Source organism: Klebsiella sp. C360 (assembly GCF_048822415.1).
Lineage (GTDB): Bacteria > Pseudomonadota > Gammaproteobacteria > Enterobacterales > Enterobacteriaceae > Klebsiella > Klebsiella quasipneumoniae.
This window is the reverse complement of the sequence record NZ_JBMEZZ010000017.1, coordinates 1-17,049: the sequence shown is the minus strand read 5'-3', so window position 1 is coordinate 17,049 and position 17,049 is coordinate 1. Positions and strand designations below refer to the sequence as shown.

The 17,049-nt window shown below is 57.3% G+C and carries 16 protein-coding genes and 1 tRNA gene; 6 read left to right on the top strand and 11 right to left on the bottom strand.

Annotated elements, in window-relative coordinates:
• Positions 1-82: 82 nt before the first annotated feature.
• A complete protein-coding gene (gene gppA / locus ACOI7D_RS25460) occupies positions 83-1,573 on the top strand; it encodes a guanosine-5'-triphosphate,3'-diphosphate diphosphatase (RefSeq protein ID WP_162543102.1) in 1,491 nt (496 codons plus the stop codon).
• Between the two features lie 51 nt (positions 1,574-1,624).
• Here the strand turns inward: gppA and rep are convergent, their stop codons facing one another.
• Positions 1,625-3,649 (bottom strand): DNA helicase Rep, encoded by a 2,025-nt coding sequence (gene rep / locus ACOI7D_RS25455; RefSeq protein WP_004886858.1) that lies wholly within the window; start codon positions 3,647-3,649, stop codon positions 1,625-1,627.
• Positions 3,650-3,761: 112 nt separating this feature from the next.
• Between rep and ppiC (ACOI7D_RS25450) the strand changes: the two genes are divergently transcribed.
• Positions 3,762-4,043 (top strand): peptidylprolyl isomerase PpiC, encoded by a 282-nt coding sequence (gene ppiC / locus ACOI7D_RS25450; RefSeq protein ID WP_032454495.1) that lies wholly within the window; start codon positions 3,762-3,764, stop codon positions 4,041-4,043.
• Positions 4,044-4,093: 50 nt separating this feature from the next.
• Complete coding sequence (gene ppiC / locus ACOI7D_RS25445) at positions 4,094-4,375, top strand: peptidylprolyl isomerase PpiC (RefSeq protein ID WP_004886861.1); 282 nt, start codon at positions 4,094-4,096, stop codon at positions 4,373-4,375.
• Between the two features lie 203 nt (positions 4,376-4,578).
• Here the strand turns inward: ppiC (ACOI7D_RS25445) and ilvC are convergent, their stop codons facing one another.
• Positions 4,579-6,054: a ketol-acid reductoisomerase gene (ilvC, locus tag ACOI7D_RS25440; RefSeq protein ID WP_023291546.1), complete on the bottom strand. Its 1,476-nt coding sequence runs from the start codon at positions 6,052-6,054 to the stop codon at positions 4,579-4,581.
• 152 nt (positions 6,055-6,206) lie between these two features.
• On the opposite strand from ilvC, the gene ilvY reads away from it, so the two are divergent.
• Positions 6,207-7,097 (top strand): HTH-type transcriptional activator IlvY, encoded by an 891-nt coding sequence (ilvY, locus tag ACOI7D_RS25435; protein ID WP_012543253.1) that lies wholly within the window; start codon positions 6,207-6,209, stop codon positions 7,095-7,097.
• Here the strand turns inward: ilvY and ilvA are convergent.
• The 7 genes from ilvA to ilvL all read right to left on the bottom strand — a co-directional run bounded on the left by ilvA (position 7,094) and on the right by ilvL (position 13,637).
• Positions 7,094-8,638: a threonine ammonia-lyase, biosynthetic gene (gene ilvA, locus ACOI7D_RS25430; protein ID WP_017899412.1), complete on the bottom strand. Its 1,545-nt coding sequence runs from the start codon at positions 8,636-8,638 to the stop codon at positions 7,094-7,096. The genes ilvY and ilvA overlap by 4 nt on opposite strands.
• Before the next feature lie 2 nt (positions 8,639-8,640).
• Complete coding sequence (gene ilvD / locus ACOI7D_RS25425; RefSeq protein WP_023291545.1) at positions 8,641-10,491, bottom strand: dihydroxy-acid dehydratase; 1,851 nt, start codon at positions 10,489-10,491, stop codon at positions 8,641-8,643.
• Positions 10,492-10,551: 60 nt separating this feature from the next.
• Positions 10,552-11,481 carry a branched-chain-amino-acid transaminase gene (gene ilvE, locus ACOI7D_RS25420; RefSeq protein ID WP_002883171.1) on the bottom strand — a complete coding sequence of 310 codons (930 nt, stop codon included), beginning with the start codon at positions 11,479-11,481 and terminating at the stop codon, positions 10,552-10,554.
• Positions 11,482-11,497: 16 nt separating this feature from the next.
• Positions 11,498-11,755, bottom strand: coding sequence for an acetolactate synthase 2 small subunit (gene ilvM, locus ACOI7D_RS25415; protein ID WP_004886870.1), 258 nt, complete (start codon positions 11,753-11,755; stop codon positions 11,498-11,500).
• Positions 11,752-13,398: an acetolactate synthase 2 catalytic subunit gene (gene ilvG, locus ACOI7D_RS25410; RefSeq protein WP_023291544.1), complete on the bottom strand. Its 1,647-nt coding sequence runs from the start codon at positions 13,396-13,398 to the stop codon at positions 11,752-11,754. The genes ilvM and ilvG overlap by 4 nt, the downstream gene beginning before the upstream one ends.
• Before the next feature lie 2 nt (positions 13,399-13,400).
• Complete coding sequence (ilvX, locus tag ACOI7D_RS25405) at positions 13,401-13,451, bottom strand: peptide IlvX (protein WP_175426296.1); 51 nt, start codon at positions 13,449-13,451, stop codon at positions 13,401-13,403.
• Between the two features lie 87 nt (positions 13,452-13,538).
• On the bottom strand, positions 13,539-13,637 hold the full coding sequence (ilvL, locus tag ACOI7D_RS25400) for an ilv operon leader peptide (protein WP_001311244.1): 99 nt from the start codon (positions 13,635-13,637) through the stop codon (positions 13,539-13,541).
• 354 nt (positions 13,638-13,991) lie between these two features.
• On the opposite strand from ilvL, the gene ACOI7D_RS25395 reads away from it, so the two are divergent.
• On the top strand, positions 13,992-15,512 hold the full coding sequence (locus tag ACOI7D_RS25395; protein WP_032454493.1) for a YifB family Mg chelatase-like AAA ATPase: 1,521 nt from the start codon (positions 13,992-13,994) through the stop codon (positions 15,510-15,512).
• Positions 15,513-15,536: 24 nt separating this feature from the next.
• Here the strand turns inward: ACOI7D_RS25395 and ACOI7D_RS25390 are convergent, their stop codons facing one another.
• Positions 15,537-15,875, bottom strand: coding sequence for a DUF413 domain-containing protein (locus ACOI7D_RS25390; protein WP_004886877.1), 339 nt, complete (start codon positions 15,873-15,875; stop codon positions 15,537-15,539).
• 118 nt (positions 15,876-15,993) lie between these two features.
• Here ACOI7D_RS25390 and hdfR point away from each other — a divergent pair, with 118 nt between their 5' ends.
• Positions 15,994-16,815: an HTH-type transcriptional regulator HdfR gene (gene hdfR / locus ACOI7D_RS25385; RefSeq protein ID WP_023291542.1), complete on the top strand. Its 822-nt coding sequence runs from the start codon at positions 15,994-15,996 to the stop codon at positions 16,813-16,815.
• Between the two features lie 109 nt (positions 16,816-16,924).
• On the opposite strand, the gene ACOI7D_RS25380 is transcribed toward hdfR, so the two are convergent.
• Positions 16,925-17,000: transfer RNA gene (locus ACOI7D_RS25380), tRNA-Trp, on the bottom strand.
• Between the last annotated feature and the right edge of the window lie 49 nt (positions 17,001-17,049).

Below are 17,049 nucleotides of genomic sequence, written 5' to 3'. Positions count from 1 at the left end.
GCCAGGGCGCGTTTCCCCGGCAACCCGCTCAGTTACACGGATTGGGCACAAGCGCCCCGTCGACCAGGGAGCCTTCTGAACGATGAAGAGCATGAGCTCCACCTCGCTGTATGCCGCCATTGATTTGGGCTCCAACAGTTTCCATATGTTGGTGGTGCGCGAGGTGGCTGGCAGTATCCAGACGCTGAGCCGGATTAAGCGCAAAGTTCGTCTGGCCGCCGGCCTGAATAGCGACAACACGCTCTCCGCAGAAGCGATGGAGCGCGGCTGGCAGTGCTTACGCCTGTTTGCCGAACGCCTGCAGGATATTCCGCCGGCGCAAATCCGCGTCGTGGCCACCGCCACGCTGCGTCTTGCCGTTAATGCCGGCGAATTTCTGGCGAAAGCGCAGGAGATCCTCGGCAGTCCGGTACAGGTCATTAGCGGTGAAGAAGAAGCGCGCCTGATTTATCAGGGTGTCGCCCACACCACCGGCGGCGCCGATCAGCGTCTGGTGGTCGATATCGGCGGCGCCAGCACCGAACTGGTGACCGGCACCGGCGCGCAAACGACCTCGCTATTTAGCCTGTCGATGGGCTGTGTGACCTGGCTTGAACGCTATTTCGCCGACCGCAGCCTGACGAAAGAGAATTTCGATCTTGCCGAGGCGGCCGCGCGTGAGGTGCTACTGCCCATCGCCGATGTGCTGCGCTATCACGGATGGAAAGTGTGCGTTGGCGCCTCCGGCACCGTTCAGGCTCTGCAGGAAATTATGATGGCGCAGGGGATGGATGAGCGGATCACCCTGAGCAAACTCCAGCAGCTTAAACAGCGCGCCATCCAGTGCGGACGCCTGGAAGAGCTGGAGATCGAAGGCTTAACCCTTGAGCGAGCGCTGGTGTTTCCGAGCGGGCTGGCGATCCTTATCGCTATCTTCAGCGAACTGAATATTCAGTGTATGACCCTCGCGGGCGGCGCATTACGGGAAGGGCTGGTGTATGGCATGCTGCATCTCTCCGTTGAACAGGACATCCGCAGCCGCACTCTGCGTAATATTCAGCGTCGTTTTATGATCGACACCGAACAGGCCCAGCGCGTCGCTGGTCTTGCCAGCCACCTGCTCAGCCAGCTGGACGGCTGCTGGGAACTGGATCCGCTGAGCCGCGATTTGCTCCTCAGCGCCTGTGCGTTGCATGAGATTGGCCTGAGCGTGGATTTTAAGCGCGCGCCGCAGCACGCGGCCTATCTGGTCAATAATCTCGACCTGCCCGGCTTTACCCCAGCGCAGAAGAAGCTGATTGCGACGCTGCTGCTTAACCAGACTAACGCCATCGACCTCTCATCGCTTCATCAGCAGAACGCCGTCCCGCCGCGGGTTGCCGAACATCTTTGTCGCCTGCTGCGACTGGCGATACTCTTTGCCAGCCGGCGGCGTGACGATTTGCTGCCCGCCATCAATCTGGTGGCCGATGATGAAAAACTGTCCCTGACGCTGCCGGAAAACTGGCTGGATAATCACCCGCTTGGGGCTGAGCTGATCGAACAGGAATGCCAGTGGCAAAGCTATGTGCACTGGATGCTTGAGGTGAAGTAATACGCTGAACATTGCCGGGCGGCGGCTTCGCCTTACCCGGCCTGCTTATCGCTATCCTTTCTCTTTAGCTTTTGCCAGCATGGCGCGAATGTTCGCCACGTTAGCCTGTCCTTTATGCATTCGCTCTTCAGCGGTAATCACTTTGCGCGCCTGCTCCCAAATCAGATCGTCCTGGGGTAGCTCGAGCAGGAAACGGCTCGGTTCCGGGCGCACCACCTCACCATACTGCCGGCGCTCCTTACAGAGCGTAAAGGTCAGCTCTTTCTGCGCACGGGTGATGCCCACGTAGGCTAACCGGCGCTCTTCATCGACGTTATCTTCATCAATGCTGCTCTGGTGCGGGAGCAATCCCTCCTCCATGCCCACCAGGTAAACATACGGGAACTCCAGCCCTTTTGAGGCATGGAGGGTCATCAGCTGCACCTGATCCAGCTCTTCATCCGATTCGCCGCGCTCCATCATGTCGCGCAGCGTAAAGCGGGTGACCACCTGCGTCAGGGTCATCGGCTCATCGATTTCGCTGCCTTCCAGCATCTCGGTCATCCAGGTGAACAGCTGGTTGACGTTTTTCATGCGCATTTCCGCGGCTTTCGGGCTGGGCGAGGTTTCATACAACCAGGATTCGTAATCAATCCCGCGGATCAAGTCGCGCACGGCGTTGACCGGCTCGCGTTCGGCCAGTTGCTGGATCTCGCGCAGCCAGTGGGTGAAGCGGGTGAGTGATTCATAGCCGCGCCCGGTCAGCGTCTGGCTAAGACCCATATCAAAGCTGGCGGTGAACAATCCTTTGTTGCGGCCCATCGCCCACTCACCGAGCTTTTGCAGCGTCGCCGGGCCGATCTCGCGCTTCGGCGTGTTGACGATACGCAGAAAGGCGCTGTCGTCGTCCGGGTTGGTCAGCACGCGCAGATAGGCCAGCAGATCTTTAATTTCCGGGCGCGAGAAGAACGACGTGCCGCCGGAGATTTTGTACGGGATGCGGTTCTGCATCAGCATCTTTTCAAAGACCCGCGACTGGTGATTGCCGCGATAAAGGATCGCGTAGTCTTTGTAATTGGTTTTATTGATAAAGTGGTGGGCGATCAGTTCCCCGGCCACGCGCTCCGCTTCATGATCTTCATTGTTGGCGGAGAGCACTTTCAGCTCAGCGCCGTATCCCAGTTCGGAGAACAGACGCTTTTCAAAAACGTGCGGGTTGTTGGCGATCAGAATGTTAGCGGCTTTCAGAATACGCCCGGAGGAGCGATAGTTCTGCTCAAGCTTGATAACCTGCAGCGCCGGGAAGTCCTGGCTGAGCAGCACCAGGTTCTGTGGCCGCGCGCCGCGCCACGAGTAGATCGACTGGTCATCGTCGCCTACCACGGTAAAACGCGCCCGCTGGCCCACCAGCAGCTTCACCAGCTCATACTGGCTGGTGTTGGTATCCTGATACTCATCCACCAGCAGGTAGCGGATCTTATTCTGCCAGCGTTCGCGCACCTCCTCGTTGCGCTGCAGCAGCAGCGTCGGCAGCAGGATCAGATCGTCAAAATCGAGGACATTGCAGGCCTTCATATGCGCATCGTACAGTCCATAGCAGTGGGCGAAGATGCGGTCCCGTTCGCCTTTCGCACCCGCGGCGGCCTGGGCCGGGGTTTTCAGATCGTTTTTCCAGTTGGAGATCGTCGAGATCAACTGCTGGAGCACCACTTTGTCATCTTCGATCAACCCTTCGGTCAGCTCTTTGAGCAACGCCACCTGGTCGGTATCGTCGAATAAGGAGAAGTTAGACTTCATGCCCAGCGCGGCGTATTCCCGCTTGATGATATCCAGCCCCAGGGTGTGGAAGGTGGAAATCATCAGCCCGCGCGCCTCTTTGCGCCCCAGCGTTTGCCCAACGCGCTCTTTCATCTCGCGCGCGGCTTTGTTGGTAAAGGTCACGGCCGCGATATGGCGCGCCTGATAGCCGCAGCCGCGGATCAGGTGGGCGATTTTATTGGTGATCACGCGGGTCTTACCGGAGCCGGCGCCCGCCAGCACCAGGCACGGTCCGGTTACAAATTCGACGGCTTGTTGTTGGCCAGGGTTTAAACGCATGGGAGTCTTGCTCAATCTTCGAACGGGGTGGGGATTGTAGCAGAAAGCGGAGCCGAGATTTACCGACTGATGGTAAAGTGAAGAAATCGCGATTAACCCATAGAGCAGAACCATGAAAAAGACCGCAGCAGCCCTGCATATCCTGGTCAAAGAAGAAAAACTGGCCCAGGAGATCCTCGCCAAACTGGAGCGGGGCGTTAGCTTCGATCATCTGGCGAAGCGCTATTCCCAATGTCCGTCGGGGCGCAACGGCGGCGACCTGGGCGAGTTTCAGCAAGGCGCGATGGTCGGCCCATTCGATCAGGCGGTCTTTAGCTGCCCGCTTCTCAAGCCCTACGGTCCGGTAAAAACCAAGTTTGGCTACCATATCATTAAGGTGCTTTATCGCCGCTGACGCGTGGTATATTGCGCCCCGATTTATCTCAACCTATTCAAGGCACGATCATGGCAAAAACAGCAGCAGCACTGCATATTCTTGTTAAAGAAGAGAAACTGGCTCTGGATCTTCTGGAGCAGATTAAAAACGGCGCCGACTTCGGTAAGCTGGCAAAGAAACACTCTATTTGCCCATCAGGTAAACGCGGCGGTGATTTAGGTGAATTCCGCCAGGGCCAGATGGTCCCGGCGTTCGATAAAGTGGTCTTCTCCTGTCCAGTGCTGGAGCCAACCGGACCGCTGCATACCCAATTCGGCTACCACATCATCAAAGTCCTGTACCGGAAATAATAAAAAAACCCGGGGATCTTAATCTCCGGGTTTTTGCCTGATGGCGCTTCGCTTATCAGGCCTACTAAACAAATTCATTCCTCTATGGATTTCAGCTTGCCGGAAGGCGGCCAGGAAGTACACCCCCAGGAACATAGATAACTATGTGACTGGGGTGTACGTACCGTAGCCAACGCATCGGCCAGTCGAAAGACGACGAGGAATTAGCCGGCAACCGCAATACGCTTCATATCGGTCATATAGCCACGCAGTTTGTGACCCACTTTCTCGATCTGGTGGCTGCGGATGGCTTCGTTGACATCACGCAGCTGGGCGTTGTCTACCGCGCCTTCGGCAATCGCCGTACCCAGGTCGCCAGTCTGCAGGGTGGTCATGAACTCTTTCAGCAGCGGTACGCAAGCGTAAGAGAACAGGTAGTTACCATATTCAGCGGTATCGGAGATAACCACGTTCATCTCGTACAGACGCTTACGGGCGATGGTGTTGGCGATCAGCGGCAGCTCGTGCAGTGATTCGTAGTAAGCGGACTCTTCAATGATGCCGGAATCGACCATGGTTTCGAACGCCAGCTCAACGCCTGCTTTCACCATCGCGATCATCAGAACGCCTTTATCGAAGTACTCCTGCTCGCCGATTTTACCTTCATACTGCGGCGCGGTTTCGAACGCGGTTTTACCCGTCTCTTCACGCCAGGTCAGCAGTTTCTTATCGTCGTTCGCCCAGTCCGCCATCATACCGGAGGAGAATTCGCCGGAAATGATGTCGTCCATGTGTTTCTGGAACAGCGGCGCCATAATCTCTTTCAGCTGCTCGGAGAGCGCATAAGCGCGCAGTTTCGCCGGGTTAGAGAGGCGATCCATCATCAGGGTGATGCCGCCCTGCTTCAGCGCTTCGGTGATGGTTTCCCAGCCGAACTGAATCAGTTTTTCTGCATACGCCGGGTCGGTACCTTCCGCCACCAGCTTGTCGAAGCACAGCAGAGAACCCGCCTGCAGCATGCCGCAGAGGATGGTCTGCTCGCCCATCAGGTCAGATTTCACTTCTGCCACGAAGGAAGACTCCAGGACGCCCGCACGGTGGCCGCCGGTCGCCGCTGCCCATGCTTTCGCAATGGCCATGCCTTCGCCTTTCGGGTCATTTTCCGGGTGTACCGCGATAAGCGTCGGTACGCCGAAACCGCGTTTGTACTCTTCACGCACTTCGGTACCCGGGCACTTCGGCGCCACCATCACCACGGTGATGTCTTTACGGATCTGCTCGCCCACTTCCACGATGTTGAAGCCGTGGGAGTAGCCCAGCGCCGCGCCGTCTTTCATCAGCGGCTGTACGGAGCGCACAACGTCAGAGTGCTGTTTGTCCGGGGTCAGGTTAACCACCAGGTCCGCCTGTGGGATCAGCTCTTCATAAGTGCCGACTTTAAAACCGTTTTCGGTCGCTTTACGCCAGGAGGCGCGCTTCTCGGCGATCGCTTCTTTGCGCAGCGCATAGGAGATATCCAGGCCGGAGTCACGCATGTTCAGACCCTGGTTCAGACCCTGCGCGCCGCAGCCGACGATGACCACTTTTTTACCCTGAAGGTAGCTGGCGCCATCTGCGAATTCGTCGCGCGCCATAAAGCGGCATTTGCCCAGCTGTGCCAGCTGCTGGCGCAGGTTCAGTGTATTAAAGTAGTTAGCCATGTCTGTAACTCCGTGATGTTGTGTCGTGCTTATTGTTCGGTTCGCTTTTGCGAGAATGAACTTACTATATGACAGGAATTTTATTGCGGAAATTGATATATTCACAACGTCACGTTGCATTTTATGAAATACAAAACCGGGGAGTACGCGCCGTGGATTTACGCGATCTGAAAACCTTTCTGCATCTGGCGGAAAGCCGCCATTTTGGCCGCAGCGCGCGGGCCATGCACGTCAGCCCGTCGACGCTTTCGCGCCAGATCCAGCGCCTGGAAGAGGACCTCGGCCAGCCGCTGTTCGTGCGAGATAATCGCACGGTGACCCTGACCGAAGCCGGGGAAGAGTTACGCACCTTTGCCCAGCAGACTTTACTGCAGTATCAGCAGCTTCGCCACGCCATCGATCAGCAGGGCCCTTCGCTCTCCGGCGAGCTACACATCTTCTGCTCTGTCACCGCCGCCTATAGCCATCTGCCGCCGATCCTCGACCGCTTTCGCGCCGCGCATCCCTCGGTAGAGATCAAGCTGTCGACCGGCGACGCCGCCGACGCCATGGAGAAGGTGGTCACCGGCGAAGCCGACCTGGCGATTGCCGGTAAGCCGGAGACCCTGCCAGGGTCGGTGGCGTTTTCGATGCTGGAGAACCTCGCCGTGGTGTTAATTGCCCCGGCCCTTCCCTGCCCGGTGCGCAACCAGGTGACCGTCGAGCGTCCGGACTGGTCGACAGTGCCGTTTATCATGGCTGATCAGGGGCCGGTACGTCGGCGTATCGAGCTGTGGTTTCGACGGCATAAAATCAGCAATCCGTCGATCTACGCCACCGTCGGGGGCCACGAAGCGATGGTGTCGATGGTCGCCCTGGGATGCGGCGTGGCGCTGCTGCCGGAGGTGGTGCTGGAGAACAGTCCGGAGCCGGTACGCAACAGGGTGATGATTCTGGAGCGCAGCGATGAGCAAACCCCGTTCGAGCTCGGCGTTTGCGCACAAAAAAAGCGGCTGCATGAGCCGCTTATTGATGCTTTCTGGAAAATCCTGCCGAACCACTAGCCCGCGAGGAAAAAGCGGAATGCCGGGTTATGGGTCTCATCGTGACATTCATAGCCCAGCTCATTGAGACGAGTTTCAAAGTCCGGCTCGTGCTCGCCCAGCTCGAAGGCCGCCAAAACCCGACCATAGTCGGTGCCGTGGCTACGGTAGTGGAACAGCGAAATATTCCAGTGGGTGCCAAGGGTGTGCAGGAACTTCAGCAGCGCCCCCGGGGACTCTGGAAATTCGAAGCTGAACAGCCGCTCCTGCAGCGCTTTGGACGGTCGGCCGCCAACCATATAGCGCACATGGAGCTTGGCCATTTCGTCATCGGAAAGGTCAACGACGCTGTAGCCGCCATCGTTCAGTAACTGGAGGATCTCTTTCCGCTCCTCCAGCCCACGACTCAGACGCACCCCCACAAAGATGCAGGCGTCTTTGGCATCGGCAAAGCGGTAGTTGAACTCGGTCACCGAACGCCCCCCCAGCAGCTGGCAAAACTTCAGAAAGCTGCCTTTCTCTTCCGGGATCGTCACCGCCAGCAGCGCTTCGCGCTGTTCCCCGAGCTCGCAGCGTTCAGACACGTAGCGCAGACCGTGGAAGTTGACGTTGGCCCCGGACAGAATGTGAGCCAGTCGCTCGCCGCGAATATTGTGCTGGGCGACATATTTCTTCATCCCCGCCAGCGCCAGGGCGCCGGAAGGCTCTGCCACCGCCCGCACATCTTCGAACAAATCCTTCATCGCCGCGCAAATAGCGTCGCTGTCTACGGTGATGATGTCGTCCAGATACTCCTGGCACAGACGGAAGGTTTCATCGCCGATGCGTTTGACCGCCACGCCTTCGGCAAACAAGCCGACGCGCGGCAGATCCACCGGATGACCGGCATCCAGCGCCGCCTTCAGGCAGGCCGAATCTTCCGCTTCCACCGCTATCACTTTAATCTGCGGCATCAGTTGCTTGATCAACACCGCCACGCCTGCCGCCAGGCCGCCGCCGCCCACCGGGACGAACACGCGGTCGATGTGGGCATCCTGCTGCAGCAGCTCCAGCGCCAGGGTTCCCTGACCGGCGATGACCATCGGGTGATCGAACGGCGGCACCCAGGTAAAGCCCTGCTGCTGCGCCAGCTCAATCGCTCTCGCCTTCGCTTCGTCAAAATTGGCGCCATGCAGCAGTACTTCGCCGCCAAAGCCGCGAACGGCATCCACTTTGATGTCGGCGGTCGCTACCGGCATCACGATCAGCGCCTTAACGCCCAGCCGCGATGCGGAGAACGCCACGCCCTGGGCATGATTGCCCGCCGAGGCGGTGATCACCCCGTGGGATTTCTGTTCCGCGGTCAGGCTGGACATCATCGCGTAGGCGCCGCGCAGCTTAAAGCTGTGTACCGGTTGGCGATCTTCGCGCTTCACCAGAATAACGTTATCCAGGCGAGAAGAGAGTTTGTCCATTTTTTGCAGCGGCGTTTTCTGCACCGCTTCATAAACCGGCGCGCGCAGCACTGCTCTCAGGTATTCGGCGCCCTCGGGGGCGCCGGAGAGGGGTTGTGAATCCGCCATGATTAGCCACCCAGTTTCGATTTATCGCGAACCGCGCCTTTGTCAGCGCTGGTCGCCAGGCTGGCGTAGGCGCGAAGGGCAAAGGAGACCTGACGCTGGCGATGCTTCGGCGTCCACGCCTGGTCGCCACGCGCTTCCTGGGCTTCACGACGCGCCGCAATTTCCGCATCGCTCAGCTGCAGCTGGATGCTGCGGTTCGGAATATCAATCGCGATCATGTCGCCATCTTCAATGAGCGCAATGTTGCCGCCGCTCGCCGCTTCCGGTGAGACGTGACCGATAGAGAGCCCTGAGGTGCCGCCGGAGAAACGGCCATCGGTGATCAGCGCGCAGGCTTTGCCCAGCCCCATCGACTTCAGGAAGCTGGTGGGGTAAAGCATCTCCTGCATCCCCGGCCCGCCTTTCGGCCCTTCGTAGCGGATCACGACGACGTCGCCTTCAACGACTTTACCGCCGAGGATGGCCTCTACCGCATCGTCCTGGCTCTCATATACTTTCGCCGGACCGGTAAATTTCAGGATGCTGTCGTCCACGCCGGCGGTTTTCACGATACAACCGTTTTCCGCGAAATTGCCGTACAGCACCGCCAGGCCGCCGTCCTTGCTGTAAGCGTGTTCCAGAGAACGGATACAGCCTTCGGCGCGATCGTCATCCAGCGTATCCCAGCGGCAGTCTTGCGAGAACGCCTGGGTGGTACGGATGCCCGCCGGGCCGGCGCGGAACATCTTTTTCACCGCATCGTCCTGAGTCACCATCACATCGTACTGTTCCAGGGTCTGCGGCAGCGTCAGGCCGAGGACGTTTTTAACCTCACGATTCAGCAGCCCGGCGCGGTCCAGCTCGCCCAGAATGCCCAGCACGCCGCCAGCGCGATGCACATCTTCCATATGGTATTTCTGCGTGCTCGGCGCCACCTTACACAGTTGCGGCACTTTGCGGGAGAGCTTATCGATATCGCTCATGGTGAAATCGATTTCAGCTTCCTGCGCCGCCGCCAGCAGGTGCAGAACGGTGTTGGTGGAACCGCCCATGGCGATATCCAGCGTCATGGCGTTCTCAAAGGCCGCCTTGCTGGCGATATTGCGCGGCAGCGCGGAAGCGTCATCCTGCTCGTAATAGCGTTTGGTCAGCTCAACGATACGTTTCCCGGCGTTAAGGAACAGCTCCTTACGATCGGCGTGGGTCGCCAGCAGAGAGCCGTTACCCGGCTGCGACAGGCCCAGCGCTTCGGTCAGGCAGTTCATGGAGTTGGCGGTAAACATCCCGGAACAGGAGCCGCAGGTCGGACAGGCGGAGCGTTCCACCTGATTACTCTGCTCGTCGGACACTTTCGGATCCGCCCCCTGGATCATCGCATCCACCAGGTCGAGCTTGATGATTTTATCTGACAGCTTGGTTTTCCCGGCTTCCATTGGGCCGCCGGACACAAAGATCACCGGAATGTTCAGGCGCAGGGAAGCCATCAACATCCCCGGGGTGATTTTGTCGCAGTTGGAGATACAGACCATCGCATCCGCACAGTGGGCGTTAACCATGTACTCCACCGAGTCGGCGATCAGCTCGCGGGATGGCAGTGAATAGAGCATACCCCCGTGGCCCATGGCGATCCCATCATCCACTGCGATGGTGTTGAATTCTTTGGCCACGCCACCGGCGGCTTCAATCTGCTCGGCAACCAGTTTGCCGAGGTCGCGCAGGTGCACGTGCCCGGGAACAAACTGGGTAAAGGAGTTAACGACGGCGATAATCGGTTTGCCGAAATCGGCATCGGTCATCCCGGTTGCGCGCCACAACGCGCGGGCGCCCGCCATATTGCGGCCATGTGTGGTGGTGGCGGAACGGTACTTAGGCATGCTCTTTTTACTCCCATCTGTGTTTATTAAATGGGACGGTGCGTGCCGTCCCATTTTTAATTACTTACTTACCGGATCCAACCAGCCCCATTTATCTTCTGTTTCACCGGTGAAGAGGCCAAAGAAGGCTTCCTGAATGCGTTTGGTGACCGGACCGCGACGGCCTGCGCCGACCTGGATGCCATCCACGCTGCGTACCGGGGTGATTTCCGCCGCGGTGCCGGACATGAAGACTTCATCCGCCAGGTACAGGGATTCACGGGACAATACCTGCTCGCGGACTTCAATACCGAGATCTTTCGCCAGCTTGATGATGGCGTCGCGGGTAATGCCCGGCAGCGCGGAAGAGGTAAACGGCGGGGTGAACAGCACGCCGTCCTTCACTTCAAACAGGTTTTCGCCTGCGCCTTCCGAGATATAGCCGTTAACATCGAGGGCGATACCCTCCTGGTAGCCATGGCGACGCGCTTCGCTGCCAACCAGCAGCGAGGAGAGATAGTTGCCGCCGGCTTTCGCCGCCGTCGGGATGGTGTTCGGCGCCGCGCGGTTCCAGGAAGAGACCATTGCATCGATCCCCTGCTCCAGCGCTTCTGCGCCGAGGTAGGCTCCCCACGGGAACGCCGCGATGATCACGTCAGTGTTGTAACCCGGAGGCGGGTTTACCCCCATGCCGACATCGCCAACAAACACCAGCGGGCGGATATAAGCGCTGGTCAGATTATTGGTGCGAATGACTTCGCGGCAGGCTTCCATCAGTTCGTCGACGCTCTGGGAGACCGGAAAACGATAAATTTTGGCTGAATCATGCAGACGCTGCATATGTTCGCGATGACGGAACACCACCGGGCCTTTGTGCGAGTCATAGCAACGGATGCCCTCGAATACCGAGGTGCCATAGTGCAGCGCATGGGACATCACATGAACTTTCGCTTCGCCCCACGGAACCATCTCGCCATTGAACCAGATGTAATCAGCTTTTTTCGTCGTCATTTTTCTTCCTTTGCGCTCAGGCGCGGATTTGTTGTGATGTGGGTTGCTGGATCTCGACGCAGGCAACGTCGACCAGTTTGCTTAATTGACTAAACAGTAATTCGACGGGCCGCGGGCTGGCAACGGTCAATTCGATATTTATGTTCTGTGCGTCCGCCGCGGTTTCCATGTTCATTGCGCAGATTTGGAAACCACGGTGGCGGACAACGCGCAGCACGCGCTCTAAGGTTTCCGGGTTGAAACGTGCCTGTAAAGCGACCTGATGTTGCATCATGATAATTTCTCCAGCATTTCAGAGTTACTGGCGCCGGGCGGCACCAACGGCCAGACATTCTCAAGTTCGTCGATTGAGACATGAAGCAGGTATGGCCCCTGGCTCGAAAGCATGGTGTCGAGTGCCGCTTCAACCTGGTCTTTACGGGTGATGTGTTGGCCAGGAATACCGAAGGCGCTGGCCAGCGTGAGGAAATCAGGGTTATCAGTCAGAGTGGTTTCGCTATAACGTTCCTGGAAAAACAGCTGCTGCCATTGTCGAACCATCCCTAACCGCTGGTTGTCGAGTAATACGATCTTAAGCGGTAACTGCTTGCGTTTAACGGTGCCCAGCTCCTGCACATTCATCATGAAGGAGCCGTCACCGGAGATACAGATCACTGTATCGTTAGGGCGCGCCACCTGGGCGCCAACGGCGGCCGGCAGGCCAAAGCCCATGGTGCCTAAGCCGCTGGAGGTGATGAAGTTTTCCGGGCGGGTATAGGTCATATGCTGAGCCGACCACATCTGATGCTGACCAACGTCGGTTGTCACCACGCTGTCCGCCGGCTTGCGGTCGGAAAGCTGTTTCAGCAACAGCGGCGCGTAGATTGCCTCACCGGGATGATCGTAACGCCAGGCGTGATCGGCACGCAGCGCGGCACTCCGCTCGCGCCAGCCATCGATAGCTAACGGCTGCTGCAGCGCCGGCAGCAAGCGGTTCAGGTCGCCGGTCAGACCGATGTGCGCCTGGCGCAGCTTGTTCAGCTCCGCCGGATCGATGTCCATATGGATCACTTTGGCATGCGGCGCGAAGGTGTTGAGCTTGCCGGTCACGCGATCGTCAAAGCGCGCGCCGACGGCAATCAGCAGATCGCACTCCTGTACCGCCAGGTTGGCCGCCTTGGTGCCGTGCATTCCCAGCATGCCGAGATAATACGGGTAATCGGCGTCCACCACGCCCAGCCCTTTCAGAGTGCAGGTCGCCGGCATCCGGGTTACGGCGAGGAATTCACGCAGCGCCGGTACCGCCTGCGCCATGCCGACCCCGCCGCCAACATACAGCATCGGTTGCTGCGATTGAGCCAGCATCTGCAGAGCCTGAGCCACTTCCGCCTGCGGAAATGCCATCTCATCGGCGACCGTAGAGAAATGGGGATCGAGATCGCCCTGCGCCATCTGAATATCCTTAGGGATATCAACCAGCACCGGGCCTGGACGGCCTGAGTTTGCCACCTGGAAAGCTTCAGCAATGACCCGCGGCAGCTCGTCCAGAGACTGCACGAGGAAACTGTGCTTAGTACAGGCCAGTGACAAACCGAGAACGTCTACTTCCTGAAACGCATCCGTGCCGATGAAGGGTGCGGCCACCTGGCCGGTGATGGCGACAATGGGGATGGAGTCAAGCAAAGCGTCCGCCAGGCCGGTGATCAGATTGGTCGCGCCCGGGCCGGAGGTCGCGATACACACTCCGGTTTTACCGGTTGCTCGCGCATAACCAATGGCCGCCATGGCTGCCCCTTGCTCATGCCGGCACAGCAGGTGCTCCACGCCGCCGTCATACAGTGCATCGTAAACCGGCATAATTGCGCCACCCGGATAGCCAAAAACGGTGTCGACCCCCTGTGTCCGCAAAGCATGTACCACCCACTGCGCGCCATTCATAGTTAGTTCCCCGTCATAAATCGGGAGAAACAGAATTTTATGCTAAAAGTCATCATCTGCTCCTCGCTTAGGTTATTTCAGTTATAAAAAAACCCCCGGACCTTTCGGTGCGGGGGTCTTAGTTCGTTAAGGCTTGATTCTTAAGCCTTTCCTCGTCCAAGTGCAGCCCCGCACGGTGGGATAATAATCACCACCACGCTAATCACGACCAGGCTAATCACTCGTAGAAGGGCTGTCATTTTCTGTACTTTCTGGCTTCTTGTTCGAAGGAATACCTAAAGAGGTACCACAGACATCACATAAAACACAAGATTTTTTTATATCTCCGTTGCTGAGCAGCCTAACAGTTTCAGCAAAAATAATTGTTTTATATGAAAAAAATCAGAAATGAAAAAAATTCAGTTTTCTCTCGCCTGGCGCGCGCTTTTGCGCGTGCCTTTCCCATGCCACTCTCTTTTGCGAGCGAAATTCCATTTTCGGCTAAATGTAACGATATAGCGCGAAAAGTATGGATGTATGGTCCTAAATTCTCACTATTACCGCTCCCGTTTTACCACAGGTCAGCCATAATCCTGCCTGGTCCAGGAGGTTTTATGTCGCTCGCCATCGTCTATACTCGCGCGGCGCTCGGTATCGAAGCGCCATTGATTACTGTCGAGGTTCATCTCAGCAACGGTCTGCCCGGCCTGACTATGGTCGGACTGCCGGAGACTACCGTGAAAGAGGCCCGTGACCGGGTCCGTAGCGCCCTGATCAACAGCGGCTACGCTTTCCCTGCCAAGAAAATAACCATTAACCTGGCGCCAGCGGATCTACCTAAAGAGGGCGGACGATACGATCTGCCTATCGCTCTCGCGCTTCTCGTCGCCTCAGAGCAGCTCAATACGACGCGACTGAATCACTATGAGTTTGTGGGCGAACTCGCCCTCACAGGTGGGTTACGCGGCGTTCCAGGGGCGATCCCCAGCGCAATGGAGGCCATCAAAGCCGGCCGGCGTATCGTCGTCTCCGCTGATAATGCGGCTGAGGTCGGCCTGATCGGCGGCAGCGATTGCCTGGTCGCCGACCATCTGCAGGAGGTGTGCGCTTTTCTCGCGGGGCAGACATCGCTTTCACCGCCTCTTGCCGAGGCACCCATTGTTGATGAACGCGGCGAAGATTTGCGCGATGTTATCGGCCAGCAGCAGGGAAAACGAGCGCTGGAGATTGTGGCCGCCGGGGGTCACAACCTGCTCCTGATAGGCCCGCCCGGCACCGGGAAAACCATGCTTGCCAGCCGGCTACCCGGTCTCCTGCCGCCATTAAGCAATCAGGAAGCACTGGAGAGCACCGCCATTCAGAGCCTGGTCAATCTGCATACCGCGAAGACCCGGTGGCGTCAGAGGCCGTTTCGCGCGCCTCACCATAGCGCCTCGCTGGCAGCGATGGTGGGCGGCGGCTCAATACCGGTCCCCGGTGAGATTTCCCTGGCCCATAATGGCGTGCTGTTTCTTGATGAACTGCCTGAGTTTGAGCGGCGTGTACTGGATGCGCTGCGCGAACCCATTGAGTCAGGCAAGATCCACATATCACGCTCGCGCGCCAAAATTGACTATCCGGCGCGCTTTCAGCTTATCGCGGCGATGAACCCAAGCCCGACAGGGCATTATCAGGGCAAACATAATCGTACATCGCCTGAGCAGACATTACGTTATCTGGGACGTCTGTCAGGCCCCTTCCTTGACCGCTTCGATCTCTCCTTAGAGATCCCGCTGCCGCCGCCAGGGATACTCAGCCAGGGCACGCAGGGCGAAGAGTCTAGCGCAACGGTCCGGCAGCGGGTGCTGGCGGCGCGCGAACGGCAAATGCTCAGGCAAAATAAGCTCAATGCTCATCTTGAGAATCGTGAAATGAAGAGCTGCTGCCACTTACGGCGGGAGGACGCCGTCTGGCTGGAACAGACGCTAACGCAGTTGGGGCTCTCTATTCGAGCCTGGCAGCGTCTGTTAAAGGTGGCGAGAACCATTGCCGATCTGGCAGAGGCTGAAGAGATTGAACGCCGTCATTTGCAGGAGGCGCTCAGCTATCGGGCGATAGACCGGATGCTAAACCATCTGCAGAAAATGATGGCGTAAAAAAAGGGCTTACGCCCTTTTTTCTTAGTCATCGCTTTCGGTGTAATCGTCAGCGCCTTCCATCTGCGGTTTGCCGCCGGAAAGGGTATGGAAACGCTTCGGCCGCTTGATGCGCGCCATATACTTAATCCATACGCGTTCTGCTTCCGTTACCGGCTCACGCTCACCACGGCACACCGAGACAAACTGTTTTTCATCATCGGTAACAGGTTCGCGTTTACCCAGTTCCAGTTCGTTAAAGGCATAACCATGACGTTCCAGCAGTTGCGCCTCTTTGATGGTGAAATCACCGTGACGGGAGAACCCGCGTGGATAATTTTTATTGTCGAAAAAACGATTAGTCGTCGTAAAGCTTTCCGCCATCCTACACGCTCCTGATTCTTTGGCCGAGCTATTTATGGCGCGGAGTATTAGTTACGCTTGACAGAGCGTCAAACAAAACATTTAAATCATCACGACAAATAATTTTGTGGAGAACGGTGTGGATACGGAATTGCTCAAGACTTTCCTGGAAGTGAGCAGAACTCGTCACTTTGGGCGAGCAGCAGAGGCGCTTTACCTGACGCAGTCAGCGGTCAGCTTTCGTATTCGTCAGCTGGAAAATCAACTTGGTGTGAACCTGTTCACCCGACATCGTAATAACATTCGCCTGACGACCGCCGGAGAAAAGCTCCTGCCCTACGCCGAAACGCTAATGAATACCTGGCAGGCTGCGCGCAAGGAGGTCGCACACTCTTCGCGACATAATGAATTCTCCATCGGGGCCAGCGCCTCGCTGTGGGAATGCATGCTTAATGGCTGGCTCGGCACCCTCTACAGCGCACCTTACAATCTCCAGTTTGAAGCGCGTATCGCGCAGCGGCAGTCGCTGGTTAAACAGCTTCACGAACGCCAGTTGGATCTGCTGATCACCACCGAATCGCCGAAGATGGATGAATTAAGCAGCCAGCTGTTGGGTAATTTTACCCTTGCCTTGTATTGCGCATCCCCTGCAAAAAACAGAAATGAATTGAATTACTTGCGCCTTGAATGGGGGCCTGATTTTCAGCAAAACGAAGTGGGTCTGATAGGAAGCGATGATGTTCCGCTGCTCACTACCTCTTCAGCTGAATTGATCTACCAGCAATTATCACGCCTGAACGGCTGCTGTTGGCTACCTGTTCGCTGGGCGAAAGAGAAACATGGGTTACATACGGTCATGGACAGCGCTACGCTTTCCCGCCCACTCTATGCGATCTGGTTACAAAATAGCGATAAGCAGGCGCAGATCCACGAGATCCTGAAAAGCCCTATCCTGGAATAAGCGGTACTCTCCATGGACGGAGAGGAGCAAGGTATTTTGAATAGGGATATTGCAGATGGATAGTAGAGATGAAAAAAAATCCTTTGCCTGAGCAAAGGATTCTTATAAATGGCAGGGGCGGAGAGACTCGAACTCCCAACACCCGGTTTTGGAGACCGGTGCTCTACCAATTGAACTACGCCCCTAAAGCTTTCTTACCACTAAGCCTGCTATCTGAGCAGGCTTAATGTTAAA

Excerpts from the sequence above, each read along its gene's own strand:
- gppA (WP_162543102.1), top strand. The coding sequence starts at position 83 with ATGAAGAGCATGAGCTCCACCTCGCTGTATGCCGCCATTGATTTGGGC.
- rep (WP_004886858.1), bottom strand. The coding sequence starts at position 3,649 with ATGCGTTTAAACCCTGGCCAACAACAAGCCGTCGAATTTGTAACCGGA.
- ppiC (WP_032454495.1), top strand. The coding sequence starts at position 3,762 with ATGAAAAAGACCGCAGCAGCCCTGCATATCCTGGTCAAAGAAGAAAAA.
- ppiC (WP_004886861.1), top strand. The coding sequence starts at position 4,094 with ATGGCAAAAACAGCAGCAGCACTGCATATTCTTGTTAAAGAAGAGAAA.
- ilvC (WP_023291546.1), bottom strand. The coding sequence starts at position 6,054 with ATGGCTAACTACTTTAATACACTGAACCTGCGCCAGCAGCTGGCACAG.
- ilvA (WP_017899412.1), bottom strand. The coding sequence starts at position 8,638 with ATGGCGGATTCACAACCCCTCTCCGGCGCCCCCGAGGGCGCCGAATAC.
- ilvD (WP_023291545.1), bottom strand. The coding sequence starts at position 10,491 with ATGCCTAAGTACCGTTCCGCCACCACCACACATGGCCGCAATATGGCG.
- ilvE (WP_002883171.1), bottom strand. The coding sequence starts at position 11,481 with ATGACGACGAAAAAAGCTGATTACATCTGGTTCAATGGCGAGATGGTT.
- ilvM (WP_004886870.1), bottom strand. The coding sequence starts at position 11,755 with ATGATGCAACATCAGGTCGCTTTACAGGCACGTTTCAACCCGGAAACC.
- ilvG (WP_023291544.1), bottom strand. The coding sequence starts at position 13,398 with ATGAATGGCGCGCAGTGGGTGGTACATGCTTTGCGGACACAGGGGGTC.
- ilvL (WP_001311244.1), bottom strand. The coding sequence starts at position 13,637 with ATGACAGCCCTTCTACGAGTGATTAGCCTGGTCGTGATTAGCGTGGTG.
- ACOI7D_RS25395 (WP_032454493.1), top strand. The coding sequence starts at position 13,992 with ATGTCGCTCGCCATCGTCTATACTCGCGCGGCGCTCGGTATCGAAGCG.
- ACOI7D_RS25390 (WP_004886877.1), bottom strand. The coding sequence starts at position 15,875 with ATGGCGGAAAGCTTTACGACGACTAATCGTTTTTTCGACAATAAAAAT.